At 70.8% G+C, this 20,540-nt stretch carries 19 protein-coding genes; 7 read left to right on the top strand and 12 right to left on the bottom strand.

Annotation, left to right across the window (positions count from 1 at the left end):
• Positions 1–29: 29 nt before the first annotated feature.
• The 11 genes from ACFY6U_RS49080 to ACFY6U_RS49030 form a co-directional block, all read right to left on the bottom strand.
• Entirely contained in the window at positions 30–869 is an 840-nt protein-coding gene (locus ACFY6U_RS49080) for an NAD(P)-dependent oxidoreductase (protein ID WP_390049208.1), read from the bottom strand.
• The gene (locus tag ACFY6U_RS49075; RefSeq protein ID WP_381250565.1) at positions 866–1,642 is read right to left on the bottom strand and encodes an SDR family oxidoreductase; all 777 of its coding nucleotides are present in this window, start codon (positions 1,640–1,642) and stop codon (positions 866–868) included. Before ACFY6U_RS49075 ends, ACFY6U_RS49080 begins: the two co-directional genes overlap by 4 nt.
• Positions 1,639–2,424 (bottom strand): SDR family oxidoreductase, encoded by a 786-nt coding sequence (locus ACFY6U_RS49070; RefSeq protein ID WP_390049207.1) that lies wholly within the window; start codon positions 2,422–2,424, stop codon positions 1,639–1,641. Before ACFY6U_RS49070 ends, ACFY6U_RS49075 begins: the two co-directional genes overlap by 4 nt.
• A 41-nt stretch (positions 2,425–2,465) precedes the next feature.
• Positions 2,466–3,155 (bottom strand): TetR/AcrR family transcriptional regulator, encoded by a 690-nt coding sequence (locus tag ACFY6U_RS49065; protein ID WP_390049205.1) that lies wholly within the window; start codon positions 3,153–3,155, stop codon positions 2,466–2,468.
• Positions 3,156–3,279: 124 nt separating this feature from the next.
• Positions 3,280–3,519, bottom strand: a complete 240-nt coding sequence (locus ACFY6U_RS49060) for a ferredoxin (RefSeq protein WP_390049204.1) — start codon at positions 3,517–3,519, stop codon at positions 3,280–3,282.
• Positions 3,516–4,709 (bottom strand): cytochrome P450, encoded by a 1,194-nt coding sequence (locus ACFY6U_RS49055; RefSeq protein WP_390049202.1) that lies wholly within the window; start codon positions 4,707–4,709, stop codon positions 3,516–3,518. The genes ACFY6U_RS49060 and ACFY6U_RS49055 overlap by 4 nt, the downstream gene beginning before the upstream one ends.
• A 26-nt stretch (positions 4,710–4,735) precedes the next feature.
• Positions 4,736–5,572, bottom strand: coding sequence for a mycofactocin-coupled SDR family oxidoreductase (locus tag ACFY6U_RS49050; protein ID WP_019074738.1), 837 nt, complete (start codon positions 5,570–5,572; stop codon positions 4,736–4,738).
• 64 nt (positions 5,573–5,636) lie between these two features.
• Entirely contained in the window at positions 5,637–6,254 is a 618-nt protein-coding gene (locus ACFY6U_RS49045; protein WP_390049200.1) for an SRPBCC family protein, read from the bottom strand.
• Entirely contained in the window at positions 6,251–6,733 is a 483-nt protein-coding gene (locus ACFY6U_RS49040; protein ID WP_390049198.1) for a (2Fe-2S)-binding protein, read from the bottom strand. The genes ACFY6U_RS49045 and ACFY6U_RS49040 overlap by 4 nt, the downstream gene beginning before the upstream one ends.
• Positions 6,726–7,601: an FAD binding domain-containing protein gene (locus tag ACFY6U_RS49035; RefSeq protein WP_390049196.1), complete on the bottom strand. Its 876-nt coding sequence runs from the start codon at positions 7,599–7,601 to the stop codon at positions 6,726–6,728. The genes ACFY6U_RS49040 and ACFY6U_RS49035 overlap by 8 nt, the downstream gene beginning before the upstream one ends.
• The gene (locus tag ACFY6U_RS49030) at positions 7,598–9,916 is read right to left on the bottom strand and encodes a xanthine dehydrogenase family protein molybdopterin-binding subunit (protein ID WP_390049194.1); all 2,319 of its coding nucleotides are present in this window, start codon (positions 9,914–9,916) and stop codon (positions 7,598–7,600) included. The genes ACFY6U_RS49035 and ACFY6U_RS49030 overlap by 4 nt, the downstream gene beginning before the upstream one ends.
• Positions 9,917–10,013: 97 nt before the next feature.
• Here ACFY6U_RS49030 and ACFY6U_RS49025 point away from each other — a divergent pair, with 97 nt between their 5' ends.
• The 7 genes from ACFY6U_RS49025 (at position 10,014) to ACFY6U_RS48995 (ending at position 20,140) form a co-directional block, all read left to right on the top strand.
• Complete coding sequence (locus ACFY6U_RS49025; RefSeq protein WP_390049192.1) at positions 10,014–10,607, top strand: TetR/AcrR family transcriptional regulator; 594 nt, start codon at positions 10,014–10,016, stop codon at positions 10,605–10,607.
• Positions 10,608–10,804: 197 nt separating this feature from the next.
• A complete protein-coding gene (locus ACFY6U_RS49020) occupies positions 10,805–11,413 on the top strand; it encodes a TetR/AcrR family transcriptional regulator (RefSeq protein ID WP_390049190.1) in 609 nt (202 codons plus the stop codon).
• Positions 11,414–11,901: 488 nt separating this feature from the next.
• Positions 11,902–13,104, top strand: coding sequence for a glycoside hydrolase family 1 protein (locus ACFY6U_RS49015; protein WP_390049188.1), 1,203 nt, complete (start codon positions 11,902–11,904; stop codon positions 13,102–13,104).
• Between the two features lie 26 nt (positions 13,105–13,130).
• Positions 13,131–13,946, top strand: a complete 816-nt coding sequence (locus ACFY6U_RS49010) for an SDR family NAD(P)-dependent oxidoreductase (protein WP_390049186.1) — start codon at positions 13,131–13,133, stop codon at positions 13,944–13,946.
• A gap of 45 nt (positions 13,947–13,991) precedes the next feature.
• On the top strand, positions 13,992–15,803 hold the full coding sequence (gene uidA / locus ACFY6U_RS49005; RefSeq protein ID WP_390049184.1) for a beta-glucuronidase: 1,812 nt from the start codon (positions 13,992–13,994) through the stop codon (positions 15,801–15,803).
• Between the two features lie 257 nt (positions 15,804–16,060).
• Positions 16,061–17,413, top strand: coding sequence for an MFS transporter (locus ACFY6U_RS49000; RefSeq protein WP_390049182.1), 1,353 nt, complete (start codon positions 16,061–16,063; stop codon positions 17,411–17,413).
• Between the two features lie 63 nt (positions 17,414–17,476).
• Positions 17,477–20,140 carry a family 78 glycoside hydrolase catalytic domain gene (locus tag ACFY6U_RS48995; RefSeq protein ID WP_390049180.1) on the top strand — a complete coding sequence of 888 codons (2,664 nt, stop codon included), beginning with the start codon at positions 17,477–17,479 and terminating at the stop codon, positions 20,138–20,140.
• Between the two features lie 169 nt (positions 20,141–20,309).
• Here the strand turns inward: ACFY6U_RS48995 and ACFY6U_RS48990 are convergent, their stop codons facing one another.
• On the bottom strand, positions 20,310–20,534 hold the full coding sequence (locus ACFY6U_RS48990; protein WP_390049178.1) for a hypothetical protein: 225 nt from the start codon (positions 20,532–20,534) through the stop codon (positions 20,310–20,312).
• Positions 20,535–20,540: the final 6 nt, after the last annotated feature.

The raw sequence follows: 20,540 nt of genomic DNA, 5'->3' as shown, positions 1-20,540 counted from the left end.
GCCTTGGGGTCGTCCGGGTGGGGCGGTGGTCAGGGCGCCGGACTCCGGTCCAGCGTCGACAGGGTGTGTGTGGTGAGGTCCGCGAGCGTCCGGGGCCGGGGGGCGCGGGCCGTGTCGGCGACGTCGAGCAGGAGGCCGACGTCTTTGCGCAGCAGCGGCAGGGCCCGGCGCAGCCCGTCGGTGTTGAAGCCGGAAGCGGCGAGGACGGCCGCGGCGCGGCTGCCGCCGGTGCCGTGCGCGAGCACCTGTGCGACCGCGGCGCGGTCCATGCCGAGCCCGTCGGCGAGGGAGAAGGTGTCCAGCGCCAGGCCGACCTGGGCGGTGAACACGAAGTTGTTGAGCAGCTTGGCGAGTTGGCCGCTGCCCAGCGGTCCGAGGTGGATGACCGGGTCGGCGAAGGCGTCGAACACCGGACGGCAGCGGGCGACGTCCGCCTTCTGTCCGCCGGCCATGACCAGGAGCCTGCGTTCCGCGGCCGCTGCGCCTCCGCCGCTGACCGGAGCGTCCACCACGGCGATCTCCCGCTTGGCTGCCTCGTCGGCGACGCGTCGGCAGGTGTCGGGATGGATGGTGGAGTGGAGGACGACGACCCCGCCGGGAGCCATGCCGGTCAGTACGCCGTCGGGTCGCAGGAGGACGTCCTCGACGTCCGCGTCCGCCACGACGCACAGGCACACGATGTCGCTCGCCGCCCCCAGCTCGGCCGGTGTTGCCGCCACCGTGGCGGCCGTACCGGCGAAGGCTTCCGTGGACGTACGGCGACGCGCCCACAGCGTCAGGGGGAACGACTCCTCGGCGATACGGCGGGCCATCGGCGCGCCCTGGCTGCCCAGTCCGATGAAACCAACCCGTGTCCCGGCGCGCGTCATAGCCGGGTGACCCAGCCGCCGTCGACGCTGATGGCCTGGCCGTTGATCCACTCGCCTGCCGGGGAGGCGAGCAGCAGCAGCGTGCCGAGCAGGTCTTCGGCGGGCGCGGACTTCTTGCCCGGGATGGCGGCCGTGAGAGCGGCGCGTGCGGGGTGGTCGGCGGGGAGGCTGCGCAGGCCCGGTTCGTTCTCGACCAGGCCGGGTGCGATGGCGTTGACGTTGATGCCGAGTGGGCCGAGCGAGCGGGCGAGGCCGACGGTGATGTTGACCAGGGCGAGTTTACTGACGCCGTAGATGCCGCCGCCCATGAAGGCGCCTGCGGAGACCTGGTTGATGATGCGTCCGCCGCCTCGCTCGACCATGGAGGCCTTCACCGCGCCCGCGCAGATGACGGCGCCGAGGACGTTGACGCGCATGACGCGGTCGAACCAGTCCGTGGGCAGGTCCAGGATGTCGACCTGGGGGATCTCGGCCATCAACGCGGCGTTGTTCACCAGGATGTCGATGCCGCCGAAGGCGTCGGTGGTCTTCGCTGCCAGGTCGGCCGCGGAGTCGCGGTCGGTGATGTCGACCTGCACGCCGAGCGCGCGCAGTCCGTCGCCGGCCAGTGTCTTGGCGGCCTGCTCGGCTCCTTCGCCGTTGAGGTCCGCGAGGACGACGGCGGCGCCGGCCTCGGCGAGTGCCCGGCCGTAGACCTGGCCGATGGCGCCGGCACCGCCGGTGACGACGGCGACCTTGCCGTCCAGGCGGAGCCGGTCGAGTGTGCTGCTCATGGGGCATCCTTCGTCAGACGGGACAGATAGGCGTCGACATCGGCACCGTGCTCGCGCAGTTCGTCGGCGGCCTGCGGTGCGGTGAGGATGAGGAAGCGGTCGTGGGTGACGCCCTCGGCGACGAGTTCGCCGACCGAATCGGCGTCCAGGACCGGGAAGTCGGGGCCTCGGGGCGGTGCCGGTTCCCCGTAGAAACTGATCTGCTCGACGATGTTGGTGGCGACGCCGGCCGGGCACAGGCAGGAGACGCCGACGCCGCGCGGGCGCAGGTACAGGGCGAGCGCCTCGGACAGGCCGACGACGGCGTGCTTGGTCGCGGTGTACGGCAGGCGGTCGAATCCGTAGGGCAACAGGCCTGCCGTGGAAGCGGTGTTGACGACGTGACCCGATCCCTGCTCCAACAACACGGGCAGGAAGACGAGGTTGCTGCGGACGACGCCCAACAGGTTGACGTCCACGACGCGTTGCCACGCGTCCAGGGGAATGTCCTCGACGGGGCCGACGGCCAGGATGCCGACGTTGTTCATGACCAGGTCGATGCGGCCGAAGCGGTCGAGGGCCAGTTTCCGCACCGCCTGCAGGTCGTCGAGGCTGGTCACGTCGCACTCCGCGGCGGCGCCCCGGTCACCGAGTTCACCGGCCACGGTGTGCGCGCGCTCGCCGACGAGGTCGGTGACCACGACACGCGCGCCGCGCCGGGCGAAGGCGTGGGCGGCGGCACGGCCGATCCCGCTGCCGGCGCCGGTGATCACCGCCACGGCGTTGTGCAGATCGATACTCATCGCGACGTCGTTCCTCCGCTCGCGGGTGGGAGGGCGGCTGTTCAGGGATGAAGCGGCAGGGCCGGTTCACTCGCTCCGGCCCCGGTCCCGGTCCCGGTCTCGGTCTCGCCGATCACGGACGAGGTCGTCGAGGACACCGGGGCCTGGAGGAAGCCGACCAGGCCGTCCAGCAGGTCCCCGACATGGACGGCGAAGGACAGCACGTGCCCGCCGCGGGCCCGGGTGCGTTCACGTTCGGAGGCGGCATGCACGCCGAAGGCCAGGGCCTGCGAGATGCGGTGGCCGCGCAACGGCTCGGGGAGGTGCGGCAGCAGGGTGCCGATCCGCTCGACGAAGTCGTTGGTGGGCTTGCCGAGTTCGGCCGAAAGGCGTTCGAAGACGTCCCGGCGGCCGTGCTGCTGGAGCATCGCGACGAAGCTGAGGTAGTGACTGCCCTCCTGTTCGCCCTGTTCCAGGACGGGCAGGAGGTGGCACTCCACCCAGGTCCTGAGATCGTCCGGGCGCCGACGCGCGACCAGCAGCCTGCGTCGTTCGTTCAGCTCCGGCAGCCGGTACTCGAAGATCTCCTGGACGAGGTGTTCCTTCGTGCCGAAGTGGTACTGCACCGCCGTGTTGTTGCCGTTCCCGGCCGCCGCGCTGATCTGACGCAGAGACACCCCGTCGAGGCCGTGCTCGGCGAAGAGCCGCTCGGCGGCCAGGACGATCTGTTCCTTCACGGACGGTTGAACCACGACACCAGACCCCTTGGAGAGCTGTGTTACACAGATTCGAGAACATCATTTCCGCATGACAGGAATCTAGATTCGTCGTGGCGTGAAGTCAACTGCCTTAGCAGTCAGTCAGTTGGAGAAATGTTCAGGAGCCCGGCGGCGGGAAGACCCGCTCACCGGTGTCCGCACCCCGGATACCGATGGCCTCGATCGGGCACGACTCGGCCACCTCCAGCACCTCTTCGGATGCCGGAAGGGTGGCGGACCTCGCATGCCCCTGGCCGTTCTCGTCGAGTTCGAAGTGCTCGGGCGCGGAGGCGGCGCACAGCCCGGTGCGGACGCACATCCGCGTGTCGACGATGACGTTCCACCGCTCGGTCGTCATCGGACTCCTTCGACGACCAGCGGCAGGGTCTTCCAGCCGCGCACGGTCGAGGTCTGCGCCAGTTCGGCGTGGTCCCAGTCGACGTCCCAGCCGGGGAACCGCTCGAGGATCTCCTCCGCCGCGATCCGGCCCTCCAGCCGGGCCAGGGCCGCGCCCAGGCAGTAGTGGGCGCCGACGCCGAAGCTCATGTGCTGGGTGACGCGGTGGATGTCGAAACGGTCGGGGTCGTCGAAGCGGCGCGGGTCGCGGTTGGCGGCGGCCTGGATGAAGAGGACGGCGCTGCCGGCCGGCACCGTGCGGTCGTACAGCTCCACGTCCTTGGTGACGTACCGCCCGGTGAACGGCCCGGTCGGCTCGAAGCGCAGGATCTCCTCGATGGCGTTGGGGATGAGGGTGGGGTCGGCCGCCAACTCCCGGCGGGCTTCCGGGTATCGGGCCATCAGCGCGCCGAACCAGCCGATGAGCCGGCCCGTGGTCTCGTTGCCCGCGCCGGCGACCACGGAGCAGTAGGTCAGGACCTCCTCGTCGGTGAGTGTGCGCGTGACGCCGTTCTCGTCCTCGAACTCGGCGGTCATCAGCTCGGTCATGAGGTCGTCGGAGGGGTGCCGCTTGCGCCACTCGATGTAGTCCTTGAAGGCGTCCGTACTGAGGATGTCCTCGTGGTTGATCTTCCCGCCGCCGTCGGTTCCCAGCGTCTCGTCGGTGTAGTCACGGATGGCGGGCTGGTCCGCCTCCGGGATGCCCAGCAGCATGCCGATCACCCGCATCGGCATCTCGGCGCCGACGGCCTCGACGAGGTCGAACCGCTCGGCGCCGGTCACCGGCTCCAGTGCGCGCCGGCAGTAGGCCCGTACACGCGGCTCCAGGGTGGCGATGCGGCGGGGTGTGAACACCCGGGCGAGGAGCTTGCGGTGGATGTCATGGACGGGCGGATCCTCGAAGATGAGGGTGCCGGGCGGGAGTTCGATGTCCGCCTGGATGATCTCGAGGATGTCGCCGCGGGACGAGGAGTAGGTCTGCCAGTCCGCGAGGCCGCGCTGGACGTCGGCGTGACGGCTGAGGGCGTAGAACTTGTGCTGGTCGTTGTAGTAGAGCGGCGCCTCCTCGCGCATGCGTGCGTAGAGGGGGTAGGGGTCGCGGGCGAGGGCCGGGTCGTAGGGGTCCCAGTAGACGGTGTCGACAGTGGTCATGGACGCATCTCCCTGTGGTGTGCGGCTCACTTGAGCAGGGCGCCGGCGTCGATCGGCAGGGTCACGCCGGTGACGAAGCGGGCCTCGTCGGAGGCGAGGAAGAGCACGGCGTTGCTGATGTCCAGCGGCTCCACCCACGGGGTGGGGAGCATGTGCATGCCCTGGGACACCGCCGCGAAGTCGTCGACGGTGGGGTTCTCCAGGTCGGGGCGGAACATGCGGTAGGTGGCCTCGTGCATCACCATCGGGGTGTTGACCTGGGTGGGGTGCACGGTGTTGACGCGGATGTTGTGTGCCCCCAACTCTCCCGCCATCGTGCGCATCAGACCCACCACGCCGTGCTTGGCGGCGATGTAGTGGCCGATGTTCGCGTAGCCCTTGAGGCCGCCGACGGAGCTGGTCAGGATGATGGAGCCGCCTCGTCCGCCCGCGACGATGTGCGGGATGGAGACCTTGGCGGACAACCAGACGCCGGTCAGGTTGACGTCGATCATGTCGCGCCAGGTCTTCTCCTCCATGGCGTCGAGCGTGGCGCCGTCGCTGCCGAGGCCGGCGTTGGCCGCGACGATGTCCAGCCGGCCGAATTCGGCGACGCCGTCGTCCACGGCGGCCTTGAGCGCGTCGTGGTCGCGGACGTCCGCCTGTACGGCGTGGATCCGACGGCCCAGCTTCTGGACCTGGTTGACCGTCTCCTCCAGATCTTCGGGGGTCGACATCGGGAACGTGACGCCGTCGAGCTGCTTGCACACGTCGACGGCGATGATGTCGGCGCCTTCCTCAGCCAGCCGTACGGCATGGCTGCGGCCCTGACCGCGGGCGGCGCCGGTGATGAAGGCGACCTTGCCTTCTACTCGTCCGGGCATGAGTGACCTCGCTTCCTGAGTAAGGGACGGGTTGGGGCGGGGTGACGACGGCGGGGAGGCCTGGTCACCGGTCGGTGCGTCGGCGGCCGCGTACCAGGAGCACGAGAAGGAGCAGCGCGGCGAGTGCGGTGGCCGGCGGTGCGATGCGCTTGAGGGCGCTGGCGCCGGCGGCGTCGATGAGGTCGATGGGTTCGGCGACGACGGGACCGGAGGGACGTGCCACGGGATCCGGCTCGGTTACGGCGAGTTCGGCGGCCAGGTTCTCGGCGAACCGCCCGACGAGGGTGCCCGCGACCTCGGCGAGGGTGCCGCGGCCGAACTGGGCGGGCTTGCCCGTGATCGCGAGGTCGGTGTCCACGAGGACGTCGGTGGAGTGCGTGCCCGACGCGACCAGTCGGCACGTCACCCGCGCCCTGGCCGTCCCGTTGCCGCGGATCTCCCTTCCGCCGGCTTCCAGCACGACTGTCCTGTCCGCCTCGTTCCGCGAAAGGAACGTGATGGTGCCGTGATAGGTCAGGCTGACGGGGCCGAGCTTGACCTTGATCCGGCCCTGGAAGCTGTCGCCGTCGCGGGAGGTGAGCGTCGCACCGGGGACGCACGGAGTGACGCGTTCGATGTCGAGCAGGACCCGCCAGGCCTCCGCCACGGACGCGGGAACGGTGAGCCTGTTCTCCAGTTTCATACGGAGTCCTCGCGGTCGGCGGCGGCCCGGACGGCGGCCACGATCCCCTGGTAGCCCGTGCAGCGGCACAGATTGCCGGACAGGGCGGCGCGGATCTCCTCGTCGGTGGGTTTGGGGTTCTCGGCGAGAAAGGCGGTGACCGAGACGACGAAGCCCGGGGTGCAGAACCCGCACTGGAGCCCGTGGTGCTCACGGAACGCGGCCTGCACGACGGACAGTTCACCGTCGGGCGAGGCAATCCCCTCGACGGTGGTGACTTCGCTTCCGTCGGCCTGTACGGCGAACACCAGGCAGGCGCGCACGGCTTCGCCGTCCAGCAGCACCGTGCAGGCGCCGCAGACACCGTGCTCACAACCCAAGTGCGCGCCGGTGAGGCCGCAGTTGACGCGCAGGAAGTCGGCGAGGGTGAGCCGGGGCGGCACGATGGCACGGCGTGGGAGGCCGTTGACCCGTATCCGGATGTCGACGTCGTCAGCCATGGACCGCCTCCCGTACGGCGCGCCGCCAGGCGCGGGCCACCATGGCCGCGCCGACGCGCCTGCGATAGCCGGCCGATCCGTGCAGGTCGGACGGGATGGAGTCGAGGTCGGCCAGGGCTCGGTGTGCGATGTCGTCGGCCATGTCCTCGGCGGGTTGGCGACCCATGGTCCCGGCCTCCGCCGTGGGGGCCCGGCATGCGCTCGGACCGAGTCCGAACAGGCCGATGGCACACCGGTCGACCCGTCCGCCGGCGTCCAGGCCGACGGCGACGGCGGCACCGGCGAGTGCGAAGTCCCCGCTTCTGCGGGCGAATTCCTCGATCGCGAAGCCCCGGGGCCGCCGCCAGACCGGGAAGGTGACGGCCGTGAGCAGCTCGTCCTCGGCCAGGGCGGTGGTCCAGGTCCCGGTGAAGAAGCGTGCGGCGGGGATGGCCCGGCGCCCCCGCACCGACAGCACTTCGAACTCGGCGTCCAGGGTGAGGGCCACCGCCGGGTACTCGGCCGCGGCGTCGGCGTGGGCGAGCGAGCCGCCGACGGTGCCGCGGCTACGGATCTGGAAATGGCCGATCAGCGGGGTGGCCCGGGCGAGGAGCGGCACCAAGTCCCTTATTTCCTCGGAGCGTTGGAGAGTGGCCTGGGTGGTCGTGGCACCGATACGCACCGTCCCGTCACGGTGCTCGATGCCCCGGAGTCCGTCCACGTGGCGCAGATCGACGAGGTGCGCGAAGGCCGCGAGGCGCAGCGCCAGCATGGGGACCAGGCTCTGGCCGCCGGCGATGAGCTTCGCCTCGTCGCCCGACTCGGCGAGCAGCGCGACCGTTTCCTCGGTGGTGGTGGGGGCGTGATAGTCGAAGGCCGCCGGCTTCATGGGGTCACCGCCCCTGCCTCTTCCACGAGTTCGACGATCGATGCGGGTGTCAGCGGCAGCCGGCCGATCTCCACGCCCAGCGGTGCGAGGGCGTCGGCGACCGCGTTCACCACGGCCGGGGCGGATCCGATCGCGCCGCCCTCGCCAACTCCCTTGTGGCCGCCGGGTCCTGGGCCGGGTGTCTCGATGTGGCCGAGCTCGATGACGGGCACCTCGGTGGCCGTGGGGAGCAGGTAGTCCATGAAGGTGGTGGCGAGGGGGTTGCCGTCGCCGTCGTAGGCGAGGTGTTCGTAGAGGGCGCCGCCGATTCCCTGGACGGTGCCGCCGTAGATCTGTCCCTCGACCACGCCGGGGTTGATCATGGGTCCGCAGTCCTCGCTGACGATGTACCTCAGCAGCTTCACCGCGCCGGTCACCACGTCCACCTCGCAGGTGCACAGGTGGGTGGCGTTGGCCCAGATCATGAGGTGCGGGGTGCGGTAGCGGCCGCTGGCCTCCAGGCCGGGCGGGATGCCGGGTGGCAGGGCGTGGGGCTGGAAGTAGGCGAGGTCGGCGATGTCGGCGAGGGTGAGCGCCTTCTCGGGAGCGCCCTTCACTGATGCCCGGCCGCCGGTCAACTCCAGTTCTTCTACGGCGACTTCGAGCCTGTGTCCGGCGATCGCGAGGATGCGTTCCCGTAATCCGGCCGCTGTCTCGGCGATCGCGCCGGCGGTCATGGGACCCGACCGGCTGCCGCCGGTTCCGGCACCGTACGGGGTGAGTGCCGTGTCTCCCTGGATCGTGCTGACGTCCTCGATGGCCGCGCCGAGCGCGTCGGCGGTGAGCTGGACGACGGTCGTCTCCAGGCTGTTGCCGCACGATCCCCCGGCGACGTAGACGTTGACCTTGCCGGAGGGCTCGATGCGGATGGTCGCGCCCTCGGTGCCGTGGAACGGGGTGGCCCCGGCGGTCGGTTCGACGTAGGTGCAGGTGCCGACGCCCAGGTAGCGGCCCTGGGCGCGGGCCTGCTCCTGTTCGCACCGGAACGCCGCACAGTCGAGCATCTCCAGGGCCTGCTCGAAGGTCTCGTACGGGGTGATGTGGTCGTAGGGCATGCCGTTGAAGTTCGCCGTCGGCAGATCCTCGCGGCGCAGCATGTTGCGGCGGCGCAGCTCGATCGGGTCCATGCCGAGGCGGCGGGCGGCGGTGTCGAGGAGGACCTCGCGGGCCATCGACTCGAACTGCCAGGGGCCGCGATACGCCACTCGGCCGCTGGTGTTGGAGAACACGAACCGGGAGCGGAAGGTGCCCTGCGGGATGCGGTAGGGACCGGGGAAGAGCAGGCCGACAGCGAGGCCGCTCTGGACGGGGGACGGGGTCGGGTAGGCGCCGGCGTCCTGGACGTGGTCGAGGGTGGCGGCGAGGATCCGGCCTTCGTCGTCGAGGGCCAGTCTCGCCTCGCCGTGCTCGTGGCGGGCCTGGCCGGCCGCCATGAGATGTTCCTGACGGTCCTCGATCCATTTGAGCGCGGCGGGCAGCTTGGTGGCGGCGAGCATCACGCACATGTCCTCGCGCTGCGGCAGCACCTTCTGTCCGAACCCGCCGCCGGTGTCCCGCATCACCACCCGCACCCGGTGCTCGTCGACACCGAGCAGACGTGCGCAGAAGGAGCGGACCTCGTGCGGGGACTGGGTGGCCGCCCAGATCGTCATCTCCCCGGCGGGCGCGGACCACTCCGCGACAATGCCACGAGTCTCCAACGGCACCGGGCAGTACGCCTGTTGACGGATCGTCACGCCGACCACGTGCGGCGCGTCCTCGAAGACGGGGGCGAGTTCCTCCATCGGGCGTCCGGCGAGTTCGCCCACCAGGTTGCCGGGATGGGTGGCGTGGACCGACTCGGTCGATTCCAGGGCGGTGGCGTAGTCGACGACCGGCGGGAGCTCGTCGTAGTCCACGACCACCAACTCGGCGGCGTCCTCGGCCCTGTAACGGTCCACGGCGACGACCACGGCCACCGGGTCGCCGACGAACCGCACCTCGTCCTCGGCCAGCGGCGGGCGTGGTGTGTCGGGATCTTCGCGCCCGTTCAACGTGTACCACTGCTCGTGTACGCCGGGGTTGAGGTCCTGGGCGACGAACACGGCGTGCACGCCGTCCAGTTGGAGCGCCTCCGACACGTCGATCGCGGCGATGCGGGCCCGTGCGACGGGGCTGCGGACGAAACAGGCGTGCAGCATTCCGGGCCGTACGACGTCGTCGACGTAGGTGCCGGTGCCGGTCAGCAGCCGCGGATCCTCGACGCGCAGAGTGCGGGTGCCCGTATAGGGAGCCATCAGCCGTGCCCTCCGTTCATGCTGAACGAGTGTTTAACACGAGCGCTGAACAACTGTTTAACAGCACCCCGCGGAGCCGTCAAGGACAATGAGCGGCATGACTGCGCCTCGCCGTATGGGCACCGAGAACTCGAAGACGCGCCAGGTCCTGCTCGACGTCACCGAACGGCTGATGCTCGAGGAGGGGTACGCCTCCGTCGGCGTGCGCCGGGTGGCTCGCGAGGCCGAGGTCGCCCCGGCGCTGGTGCTGTACTACTTCCGCACCCTCGACGATCTCTTCCTGGCGGTGCTGCGACGACGGGGCGACGAGGAGTTGGAGCGGGTGGCCCGCCGACTGGACGGCCCCCAGCCGATACGCGCCCTGTGGCAGGTCACCCGTCACCCGGGGAACGCACTGACCACGGAGTTCACCGCGCTGGCCAATCACCGCAAGGCGATCCGCGCCGAACTCGCCGCCCGCGCCGAGCGCTACCGCGAGGTACAGCTGGAGGTACTCACGCGACGGCTCGCGGAGACAGGCGTCGAGCTGCCGCCGGGGGTGTCCCCCACCGTGCTGCTCATGCTGGCCAACGCCCTCGGCCGGATCCTCATGATGGAGAACACGATGGGCATGACCACCCGGCATGCCGAGGCCCTCGATTTCGTGGAAGAGTTCCTCCAACGCTACGAAAGCGCCCCCGCCGAGGACTGAAGGGCACGGCCGGCTCCCCGACCGACTCGGCGGCCAACTCTTACCGCACGGTTGGTTTCGGTTCAGACGTTAGACCCGCGCGGCAGACTGGGGAAGGGTGCGCAGACGCGAATCTTGACCATGTGGGAAGCTTTAAGGTCTCAGCAGCTGCGCAGGACCGTCCCGGACCGGGCTTCGTCGAGGAGAGTGAGCGCACCGTGGGCCAGGCCAAAGCGCGTGGACCGTACGCCAAGACACCTGCCCGCAGGACGGAGATCGTACGGGCGGCACGCGACAGTTTCGCCGAGAACGGCTACGCCAAAGCCTCCCTGCGCGACATCGCGGAACGAGCCGGCATCACCCACGCCGGCCTCCTGCACCACTTCCGGAACAAGGACGAACTCCTCGCCGAGGTGCTCGCCGAACGCGACGCGGAGGAATGGCAGCAGGGCCTGGAAGCAGTGGACAGCCTGGACCAGCTCGCCCCTTATCTCGGCGAGCTCATCCGCCACCACCAGAAGGCGCCCGAACTGATGCGCCTGTGGATCGAGCTCGCCGCCGCGGCCGCACGGCCCGATCATCCCGCCCACACCTACTTCGTCGAGCGCTACGAACGCGGGCGCACCCAGTTCGCCGAGGGACTCGACAGCGAGGCCGCGCGCAGCAGGCTGCGCGAAGGCGTCAGTCCGGAGAGCGCGGCGGTCCTCTTCCACGCCGTGCTCAATGGGCTCCAGCTGCAGTGGGTGCTGGACCAGGACCTCGACATCGCCGGGCCGGTCACCGACTTCGTACACCTGCTCTTCGAGAGCGACCGCGCCGACCAGTGAACGCGTCGCCGAGCAACGCATCCCACACCCTCTGAAGGCCCGCCCGCGCACGACCTCGCGGGCGGCCCGGGGGATCTCACTCACACCTGGCGGCCACGAACCGCGCTCCTCGCAGGAGCGGCGGTGCCGCCACGGGTTGGACGTGTACCGCTTCCGTCCGCCCCGCTCGGGCTGACGGCAGCCCTCACCGGCCGAGACGTCGCCACATAACGTTCTGATCACGAAGCCGAGCGGCAGCCTTCCCGCCCTTGCGATCCCGGTCTACCGTCCCAACGAAAACTAACCACACGGTAAGAGTTGGTTGGTCGCACCCCTGGCACCAACGAACCGACGGACCGGCAAGGTCGCAACCCGCTCTGCCGGAGAGCCCGCTCAACCCTCAGCACCCCTCCGTGCTCGGGCCGTTGCCCACCGCGCCCGAACGGCCGGACCGTGGCCCAGGTGTGCCACGAGGTCCGAACCACCGACACTCAGGAAAGCAGTCGACGATGACCGAATTCCCGCCCGCGTTCCTCTGGGGAGCCTCCACCGCACCGCACCAGATCGAGGGCAACAACCTCAACAGCGACTTCTGGGCGAACGAGGGGCGCGTTCCGGGCATGGAGCGCAGCGGCGACGCCTGCGACAGCTACCACCGGTACCGCGAGGACATGCAGTTGCTCGCGGACGCCGGGCTCAACGCCTACCGCTTCGGCATCGAATGGGCCCGTATCGAGCCGCTCCCCGGCCTGGTCTCGCGCGCCGAACTCGCCCACTACCGGCGCATGATCGAAACGGCCTTCGAACTCGGCCTGACACCGGTCGTCACCCTGCACCACTTCACCAGCCCGCTCTGGTTCGCGGAGGAAGGCGGCTGGCTCGGCGACCGTGCGGTGGACCGGTTCCGGACCTACGTCGAGACGGTCGCGCCGATCCTCGAAGGCGTCGAGTGGGTCGTCACCATGAACGAGCCGAACATGCTGGCCATCATGATCGGCATGGCGCGGGCCTTCCAGAACCCGCAGGCCGCCGGGGAGTGGCAGAGCCCCACCCTCGACAACGAGGGCCCGCGCCCGCAACTGCCCGCCCCCGACGTGGTGATCGGCCAGCGGCTCGTCGAGGCGCACCAGGCCGCGCGAACGGTGCTGCACGAGCGGACGGACGCCAAGGTCGGCTGGACGGTCGCCAACCGCGCCTTCGTGGCCCGTCCCGGAGCGGAGAACAACAAGCGGGATCTCGAATACGTGTGGGAGGACCTCTACCTGGCGGGCTCGCGCGGCGACGACTTCGTGGGCGTGCAGTCCTACTCGAGCCAGTGGGTCGATCTGGACGGCATCGAGCCCCACCCGCAGCACCCGGACAACACGCTCGTGGGCACCGCCTACCGCCCCGACGCCCTGGGTATCGCGGTGCGGCACACCGCCGAGGTCACCGGCGGCCTGCCGATCCTGATCACCGAGAACGGCATCGCCACCGGCGACGACACCCGTCGCATCGCGTACACGGGCGAGGCCCTGGAGCACCTCGGCAAGGCGATCGCCGACGGGGCGGACGTACGCGGCTATCTGCACTGGAGCCTGCTCGACAACTACGAGTGGGGCCACTGGGCGCCGACCTTCGGTCTGGTCGAGGTCGACCGCGAGACGTTCGAGCGCCGCCCCAAGCCCTCTCTCTTCTGGCTGGGCGAGACCGCCCGCCGCGGCCGGATCTGACCGCACTTCCACCGGAGGGACACACCGTGCAGATATCCGTACCCGACGTCTCGTCCAAGTCCCTGACCGAACTCGTCTCCCTGGCCGGGCGGCGCGCCGTCGTGACCGGCGCGGGCCAGGGGCTCGGCCGGGCCGTCGCCGAGCGGCTGGCCGAGGCGGGAGCCGATGTGCTCGTCGCGGACATCCATGACAACCTCGCCACCGCCGTCGCCGAGGAGCTCGGCGCCCGAGGCCCCGGCCGCGCCCTGGCCGCCTATCTGGACGTCACCGACCCCGACGGCGTGGTGGCCGCCGCCGACCTCGCGGTCCGGGAGCTCGGCGGCATCGACATCTGGGTGAACAACGCCGGGATCTTCCCCAGCGTGCCCGCGCTGGAGATGTCCGCCGAAGCCTTCGACGAGGTGTTCGCGGTCAACACCCGCGGCGTCTTCCTCGGCTCCCGGGAGGCCGCGCGCCGGATGAGCGAGGCCGGCGGCGGGGGCGTCATCGTCAACGTCGTCTCCACGGCCGGGTTCCGCGGGACGGCCCCCGGGCTCGCCGCGTACGTCGGCTCCAAGCACGCGGCACGCGGCCTCACCCGCCAACTGGCCCTGGAGTTCGCCCCGTTCGGCATCCGCGTACTGGGCGTCGCACCGACGTTCGTACCGACCGAGGGGAACATGGCAGCGGCCGCCGCGGCCGGAGTGGACGCCGACTCCTTCATGTCCGTGATGCAGCCGGGCCCGCTCGGCCGGCTCGGCGTGCCCGACGACATCGCCCGGGTGGTGCTGTTCTGCGCGAGCGACCTCTCGGCCTTCATGACGGGCAGCACGCTCCTCGCCGACGCCGGCGAGACCTCGTAACCGCGGCACCGCCCCCCACCGCCCCGACGACCCGGTAGGAACCCCATGCTCTCGCCCCGCACCACCCCCACCCGCGACCTCGTCGGCCTCGACGGCCTGTGGCGGTTCGCTCTCGGCACCCGGGCCGGCGCGACCCCGTGGGTGTCGCGTCTCGCCCCACCGCTCGAAGTCCCCGTGCCCGCCAGCTACAACGACCTGTTCGTGGACCCGGAGATCCGTGACCATGTCGGAGTCGTCTGGTACCAGCGCGACGTGCGCGTGCCGCGCGGCTGGACCGGCGAACGCGTGGTCCTGCGCTTCGGTTCCGTGACCCACGCCGCGCAGGTCTACGTCGACCAACGGCTCGTGGCCGAACACACCGGCGGCTACACACCGTTCGAGGCGGATCTCACCGGCGTCGTCGAACCCGGCGCCGAGTTCCGGCTGACGGTCGGCGTCGACAACCGGCTGACCAACGTGACGATCCCGCCCGGCACCGTCACGACCGGCCCCGACGGCCGCGAACGGCAGTCGTATCTGCACGACTTCTACAACTACGCGGGCATCGCGCGCCCGGTCCGCCTGTACAGCACGCCGACGACCTTCGTCGAGGACGTCACCGTCGTCACCGGACGGGACGGCGCGGCCGGCACCGTCGAGTACCGCGTGGAGACCGTCGGCGAGCACGCCGACACCGTCACCGTGCGGGTGCGTGCGGTGGACGAGGCCGGCCGGACCGTCGCGGAGGGCCACGGCCCCGAGGGCGTCCTGCGCATCGAGGACGCCACCCTCTGGCAGCCGGGCGCCGCCTATCTCTACGACCTCGTCGTGGAACTGGCCGTCGACGGCGAGACCGTGGACAGCTACACCCAGCCCTTCGGCGTCCGTACCGTCGAGGTACGGGGCACCGACTTCCTCATCAACGGCGAGCCGTTCTACTTCACCGGCTTCGGCAAACACGAGGACACACCGGTCCGTGGCAAGGGCCACGACGACGCCTACCTCGTCCACGACTTCCAGCTCATGGAGTGGACGGGCGCCAACTCCTTCCGCACCTCCCACTACCCCTACGCCGAAGAAGTCCTGGACTTCGCCGACCGGCACGGCATCGTCGTCATCGACGAGACCGCCGCCGTCGGCCTCAACTTGGGGGTCCAGGGCGGGCTCACCGGTGTTCCGCCGACCCCCACCTTCGCGCCGGAGAACTTCGGCGGGACGACACGGGACGTCCACGCCCAGCACCTGCGGGAGCTGATCGAGCGGGACAGGAACCACCCGAGCGTGGTGATGTGGTGTCTCGCCAACGAGCCGGCCTCCAACGAGGACGGCGCGCGCGACTACTTCGAGCCCCTGGTCGAACTGGCCCGCAAGCTCGATCCGACCCGGCCCCTCACCTACGCCGCCGTCATGTTCGCGACGCCGCAGAACGACCGGATCGGCGACCTGTTCGACGTGCTGAGCATCAACCGCTACTACGGCTGGTACCTCTTCACGGGCGACCTCGCGACCGCCGAGGGGTATCTGGAGCAGGACCTGCGCGGCTGGGTCCAGCGCTTCGGCAAGCCCGTCATGATGTCCGAGTACGGCGCCGACACCCAGCCCGGCCTGCACTCGGTCTGGGACACCCCCTGGAGCGAGGAGTACCAGAGCGACTTCCTCGCCATGTACCACCGCGTCTTCGACCGCATCCCCGAGTTCGTCGGCGAACACGTCTGGAACTTCGCCGACTTCCAGACCTCGCCCGGCATCCACCGCGTCGACGGCAACAAGAAGGGCGTGTTCACCCGCGACCGCAAGCCCAAGTCCGCCGCGTCCGCCCTGCGCCGGCGCTGGCACGGACTGGGCGGCCGCAAGCCCGGCGAGGCCACGGCCGGCTGACACCTACGGGGGGGGCGCGCGGCATCGCGCTTCCGTTGCTCAGCACTGGGCTGCCGCTGCGCCGCGCGACCGAGCAGGCGGCCCATGCCGCGACCCCGGCACCCGTCGGCGTAACGCCACAGCCACCACTGTTCTGCGTTCGCCGCGGCCCCTGCCCTCCCTCACCGGCGTCGCCCGAGCCGGGATCCCGGCGGTACGGCATCGACCGTGCCGCCGGCTGCCGCCACCCCTCGTGACCATGTGACAAAGGAGTCCTCATGCCTCACGCCGACCGAGACGTCAGCGTGGTGATGCCCCCTTTGACGGTGTCGCCGCAGGACGCCGCCGGGGCTCCCACCGAGCCGCCCGCCGAGCCCGAGATCGAGGCACCGCCGCTCCAGAAGGTCGGCAGGGACTACCTCCTCTGGCTGATGATCGCCAGTTTCGGCGCTTCCCTGGCCCTGATGGTGCCCCTCTCCTACTCGCTCGCGGTGCGGATCTCCGACCTGGCGCCCGGGCACGAGGAACAGCTCGGCTACGTCACCGGGTCCGCGCAGTTCGTCTACCTGGTCCTCAGCCCGCTGATCGGCCTCTGGAGCGACCGGACCCGTTCCCGGCTCGGCCGCCGGACCCCCTTCATGATCGGCGGCGCCCTGCTCGGCACCGTCGCGCTCGTCGGAGTGGCCCTCGCACCGTCGGTCCTCCTGCTGGGCCTGGCATGGGTCGTCGGCATGATCGGCTGGTCCACGACCGGGCAGGCCGTCCAGAACGTCCAGGCGGACCGGGTGCCCGAGGAGCAGCGCGGCCGGGTCTCGGCGCTGACCAGTGTCATGACCCAGATCGCCCCCGTGATCGGCATCGGTCTCGCGTACGGGGTGGCCTCCAGCACGTTCCTGGTGTTCCTGGTCCCGGGCGTACTGGGCGCCGCCCTGGTGGTCCTGTTCCCGGTGTTCAAGCCCGAGGGCGACTCCCGCGCGCTCGTGCGCACCGGCGGCGTGACGCTGCGGAACGTGGTCGCCAGCTACGGCTTCAACCCGCGCAAGTACCCGGATTTCGGCTGGAACTGGCTCGGCCGCTTCGTCTTCTTCATGGGCCTGTACTTCAACACCACCTTCGGCACCTTCTTCTACGCGCAGCGGCTCGACCTGCCGGTCAAGGACGTCGCCGGGATCGTGGCGGTCATCGGGACCGTGGGCGTGATGGCCGCCGCCGGCGGTGCCATCGGGGGCGGCTTCCTCTCCGACAAGCTCGGCCGGCGCAAGCTGTTCGCCCTGATCGGCTCCGCGGTGTTCGTCGCCGGGGCGGTCACCGAGGCGTTCGCCCACTCGCTGGCCCAACTGGTCGTCGGCGCGGTGCTGATGCAGTTCGCCATCGCGTTGTTCAGCGCCGTCGACCAGGCGATCGTGTTCGCCGTCCTGCCGGACCGGGCCGAGGCCGGCCGCTATCTCGCCGTCGTCGCCTTCGCGCAGAAGGTCCCCAGCGCCGTCGCCCCGCTGATCGCCCCGCTCGTCATCACCCTCGGCGTCGGCGACGGCGGCGAGAAGAACTACACCCAGCTCTACCTGATCGGCGCGGTCCTGGCCCTGGTCGGCGGCCTCGTCGTCAAGTTCAAGATCAAGTCTGTCCGGTAGCGCCGCCCCTGGGCCGGCCTCCCGAGAGACATCCTGTTCCACCGAGTTCGGAGAAGGCACAGCATGCACAACGCACCGTACGACCTGGGCATCGACAGCGGCGGTGACAGCTTCCCCGTGTCGGGGCCCGCGCCCCGGCTGTCGTGGAAGCCGCCATCGGACGCGGCACGCCCGGTGGCGTACGAGGTGGAGTGCACCGTCGACGGCGAGGCACGGCCCGCTGTGACCACTGCTGTGGGCGGGCACCGGTTCCTCGCCTGGCCGTGGGCGGCGCTGGACAGCGGCCGTCGGGTGGCCTGGCGGGTCCGGGCGCTCGGCGCCGACGGCGGTTCGCCGTGGTCGCGGTGGCACACGTTCGAGAGCGGTCTGCTGGCCGCCGACTGGCGGGCGCGCTGGATCAGTCCCGCCGAGTCCGGCGACCGCGGATACGGCAGGCAGCCCGCATACGCGCTGTCGGCCCGGTTCCCGGTGCGCGCCGGGGTGCGCTCGGCACGGCTGTACGCGACGGCACTCGGGCTGTACGAGGCGTACGTCAACGGCGAGCGGGCCGGCACCGCCGAACTCACGCCCGGGGCCACCTCCTACGACCGTACGCTCCACGCCCAGGCCTACGACGTCACGGACGCCGTCGTCACGGGCGACAACCGGATCGAGGTCCTGCTGTCCGACGGCTGGTACCGGGGCCAGGTGGGCGCCTTCCGCCAACCGGCCGGCTGGGGCACGGTGCCCGGCGCGCGGGCCGAACTCCACCTCGTGCACGAGGACGGCACACGGCAGGTCGTCCGCACCGACGGGACGTGGACGAGCGCGGAGTCGGCCATCACCCGGGCCGACCTCATGGACGGGCAGGCCACCGACTTCCGCGTCGGGCCCGGCACCGAACGGCCCGTCCTCGTGGACCGGGTCGAGGCACCCGCGATCACCTGGTCGCCGGCACCGCCGGTGCGGGTCGTGGAGTCGCGCCCCGCACAGTCGGTCCAGCGGATCGGGGACGGGCTCTGGATCGCCGACTTCGGTCAGAACGCCTCCGGCCGGATCACTCTGAGCGACCTCGGACCGGCCGGGACCCGTACCGTCATCGACCACGGCGAACACCTCGGCCCCGACGGCGACCTGACGACCGCTCACCTGGACGCCACCCGGCCGGGCCAGGCATCGATCCCCTTCGTCCAGCGCGACGAGGTGGTGTCCGCGGGCGGCGGTGAGACGTTCGAGCCGCGCCACACCGTGCACGGCTTCCGGTACGTCCGGGTCCGCCGCGAGGGCGCCCCGCTCGACCCGGCGAGCCTCGTCATGCGGGTAGTCCACACGGACCTGCGCCGCACCGGCACCTTCGCCTGCGGACACGAGGATCTCAACCGCCTCCACGAGATCGCCGAATGGAGCTTCCGCGGCAACGCCGTCGACGTGCCCACCGACTGTCCGACCCGTGAACGGCTCGCCTGGACCGGCGACTACCAGGTCTTCGCCCCCACCGCGACACGCCTGTACGACGTCCTGGGCTTCAGCCGCAAGTGGCTGCGCTCCGTCCGCGACGACCAGCTGCCCGACGGCCGGATCGCCAACTTCTCGCCCGACGGACGCCGTATCAAACACCACCTCGACGACCAGTTCGCCATGATGACCGGCTCGGCCGGCTGGGGCGACGCCGTCGTCGCCGTCCCGTGGGAGCTGTACGAGTCGTACGGCGACCGGGAGGTGCTGGCGGAGAACTGGGAGGCGATGGTCCGCTGGGTGGAGTGGGCGCTCATGACCGCCCGCACCGCCCGCCACGGGTCCCGGACCGAGCGCTCGGCCGAACCGCTGCCGCACGAGCGGTACTTGTGGGACGGCTCCTTCCACTGGGGTGAGTGGACCGAGCCCCGGGTGAGGGCGGCCGACGGGAGCCGTGTCGACCCGGTCAAGGACGATCCCGTCGCCTGGTTCCTGGCCGACAAGGGCGAGATCGGCACGGCCTTCCTGTACCGCTCGACGGTGACCCTGGCCCAGGTGGCACGGGTGCTGGACCGTACCGAGGACGCGGACCGCTACGCCGAGATCGGCGAGCGGGTACGTGACGCGTGGCGCACCGAGTTCCTCTCCCCCGACGGACGCACCGTCGGCGACACCCAGGCCGGTTACGTGCGCGCGCTGTCGCTCGACCTCGTCCCCGGTGCACTGCGCGAGGCCGCCGCCACGCGCCTGGTCGAGCTGATCCGCGCGGCCGGCACGCATCTCGGCACCGGCTTCCTCGCGACCGGCGACCTGCTCCCCGTCCTCGCCGACACCGGACACTCCGACGTCGCCTACGAGCTGCTCCTCCAGCGCACCGCGCCGTCCTGGCTGTACATGCTCGACCGCGGCGCGACGACCATCTGGGAGGACTGGGAGGGCGTCGACGACACCGGCACCGCGCACGAATCCCTCAACCACTACAGCAAGGGCGCGGTGGTCCGCTTCCTGCACACCCACGTCCTGGGCCTGCGGCAGTCGCCGGGGTCGGTCGCCTGGGAGTCCTTCGAGGTCGCGCCCGTCCCGCACCCGTCCGTGCCGTGGGCCCGGGGCACGCACGAGTCCCCGCAGGGCACGATCGCCGTCGAGTGGCGGACGGACGGCGACGAACTCACCGTCACGGTCGACGTCCCCCCGGCCACCACCGCACGCGTCGTCTTCCCCGACGGCACCACGGTGGAACCCCTGCCCTGCGGCAGGTTCAGCGCCTCCCGCCGCGTGGGGAAGGGAGGCTGAGCCGACCGGCGCGCGTTTCCCGCGGACGGCAGCCAAGGAGGGCGTGGCGTCCGGCAGAGCCTCGCGCATCGCCGCCACCCTGGCCCACCACGATTCCCCCGTGACGGGACGGTCGGGCGCAACCAGCAGGTCGATCTCCCCGACACGGGTCCACGCCCGCCGCGGCGAGTCAGCCGCCCGTGCTCTCGCCCCCGACGACGGCCCAGCGCGGGTCGATGCCGAGTTCCTCGGCGTGAGTGAGCAGCCATTTGCGGGCCGTGTCAGGGTGCGAGCCGGTAGTCCGGCACGACGACGGGCGCGCGCCCGACTCGGCGGCGAAGGCGGCCCATGAACCATCAGGGGTGAGATGGGGGGCGCTCCGGTACCGCTCGCCGGTCGGCGCCCAGTCCGGCACGAGCCT

It is taken from the genome of Streptomyces sp. NPDC013157 (genome assembly GCF_042899865.1).
Classification (GTDB): domain Bacteria; phylum Actinomycetota; class Actinomycetes; order Streptomycetales; family Streptomycetaceae; genus Streptomyces.
The sequence above is the reverse complement of the archived record's forward strand: the minus strand, read 5'-3'. Positions and strand labels throughout refer to the sequence as shown.